1 protein-coding gene is annotated in these 2,637 nt (G+C 43.6%); it reads left to right on the top strand.

The window, feature by feature from the left end; all coding sequences use genetic code 11:
* Positions 1-2 precede the first annotated feature (2 nt).
* Entirely contained in the window at positions 3-1,634 is a 1,632-nt protein-coding gene (locus tag ACRC27_RS07670) for an alpha-keto acid decarboxylase family protein (RefSeq protein WP_438639573.1), read from the top strand.
* The last annotated feature ends 1,003 nt before the right edge of the window (positions 1,635-2,637 follow it).

Below are 2,637 nucleotides of genomic sequence, written 5' to 3'. Positions count from 1 at the left end.
TTATTCAACATGTACTGTCCCGCCTGTACGATCTGGGCATCAGTGATATTTTCGGTGTTCCTGGTGATTATGCTTTTCCTATCGAAGATGCGGTGTGTGAAGATAATCGCCTGCGCTGGATTGGTAACTGTAATGAGTTGAATGCGGCATATTCAGCCGATGGCTATGCCCGTATTCATGGTATGGCTGCGCTGAGTACCACTTTTGGGGTTGGGGAGCTCAGTGCTATCAGTGGCATTGCGGGCGCATTTGCCGAATCGCTGCCGATTTTCCACTTGGTAGGTATGCCGGCAAGCAGTGTGCAAGCTCAAGGCGGGCTCGTACACCACACATTGGGAGATGGTCATTTCACTACGTTTTATGAAGTCACTGCGCCGTTTGTGTGTGCTCGTGCAATTATGACTCCGGAAAACTGTGTGGCTGAAACGGAACGCTTGATTGCTGCGGCTCTGCGTTACCGTAAACCGGTATACATGGTTTTCCCGAGTGATTATGCCACCATGCCTGTAGTGGAAATGGCTGTGCCTGCCACGGTGACAGAAAGCAGCGATCCTGTGGTATTGACTGAAGTGGTTGATATTCTGGCTGATCGCTTGAATAACAGTCAGCAAGCTTGCGTGCTGCCAGGGATCTACTTAGCGCGTCATGGTGTGCGTCAAGAAACGCTGAGTCTGATTGAAGCGGCGAACCTGCCGTTTGCCACCATGATGATGGATAAGAGCGTGCTGGATGAAAGTCATTCCAACTATATCGGGATGTATAACGGCAATTTGATGGATGCGAATGTCCGTGATTTTGTTGAAAGCAGCGATTGTGTGTTGAGAATCGGCGCGATTATGTCGGATTTCAACACTGGCGCATTTACAGCTCGTCTCGATAGCCGTAAGTGTATTGCCATCATGCCGGAGTCAGTGCAAATCGGCGGGGCTGTGTATAACCGAGTGCTAATGAAGGATGTGCTAGAGGCGGTGGTTAAAAAAGTCAGTAAAAAAGCTTTCCCTGCACATGCACCAAAAGTTACAGCACTGCCAGTAGTGACTGCCAGTGGCAAGATTACGGCAGAATATCTTTATTCACGTTGGCAACAAATGCTCAAACCAAATGACATTTTGATGGCTGAAACCGGTACATCATCTATGGGCTTAGGTTTTGCTCGTATGCCACAGGGTTCGACTTTCCACAACCAGACTTTGTGGGGCGCGATTGATTGGGCGACCCCAGCGGCCTTTGGTGCGGCAATGGCGGCACCAGAGCAACGTACGGTATTGATTACCGGTGAAGGCTCGCACCAGCTGACCTCGCAGGAGATTAGCCAGTTTTATCGTTTTGGCTTGAAGCCGCTGATTTTTGTTCTCAATAATGATGGATACTTAATCGAGCGTTTATTGTGCAAAGATGGTGACATTTATTACAACGATCTGGCGCAGTGGAAATATGAAAAACTGCCAGAAGCGATGGGATGTGAAAACTGGTTTACCGCGCGTGTCACGACGTGTGAAGAGTTGGATGCCGCAATTCGCCAAGCTGAAACTTGCGGTACGGGAGCCTATATCGAAGTGATTACAGAGAAGTATGCATCATCAGAGCTTGCCGAAAAATTGCATCAATCTATCAACTCACTGTACTCGGCTTAAGTTTCAGAATCTTGAGTATTTTGTACACAAGTACATTATTTTAAAAAGCGTAAAGGCCATCCATTATGATGGCCTTTATTTTTACACAATAGATGTTAGAACCATCAAGAAACTACCATGTTTAACTTTACGAATTATTTATGCATTAGTTTATTGGTATTCTTTTTATAAATGAATGTGTGGCATAAAATCCCGACAAAAGTTGACGAGAAAAACATATTTGTTTTGAACTGATTTTGTATGGCATAACGCTGTTATCTGTCTCTTGCTTTATGGTAGCTAAGCGGTCATAACTTCTGTATTATTCATTGATTTTAATGACATTTTCAGCTTGGTCTTGATGCTGAATGAATAACATGTCTATTATTTTGCTTAAATAGGCAATGAGTGTTGATGGATGCTAGTGCAAGGACGTTTCTGGAATCTGGCGATAGCAAGAGTATTTGCTATTGTATGCGCATATTTTATTTTGCTTTTTTCTCTCGGTATTATGCAGCATGCATTCAGCCATACCGTCATGGATGAGGCGATTAAACAGATAAAGTATTTGGCTGCGTTTTTGTTCTTATCTTCGAGCATTCACCCGTCATTCTTCGAAAGTCTGCTGGCAGCCTGTTATTTACTCGTTGCGGTCTGCTCGTATTTATTGTGTGAGCAACTCTTATCTTCATTATTCCTACGTTTGTGGCCTAAACCGTAAGTGAGAGTAGTTTGTATTTCAAGTGAGCCGCCAATTCGTAGGCAAGGAGCGAGTTAAAAATGCAATTAATGCTTTTCCATATTGTCAATCTATTTTAGAAGTGAAAGTATCTTAGTGAAAATTACTTTTACTGACCTCTAAATCATCACACAATAATCGAGTTACATGCGATATGTAATGAAATTGCTCTGCGCATGCAAATGCATATTTACTCTTGTGATCTTTATCAATACAATCCTCTCCTTCAATCTGGCCTCTTGAACGGTTGGTGCTTTAGTGACAAAAAAGTACATTAGTATTATT

This window comes from Plesiomonas sp. (assembly GCF_051650925.1).
In the GTDB taxonomy this organism is placed as follows: Bacteria; Pseudomonadota; Gammaproteobacteria; order Enterobacterales; family CAMTGL01; genus Plesiomonas.
This window is presented reverse-complemented; position numbering and strand designations above follow the sequence as displayed.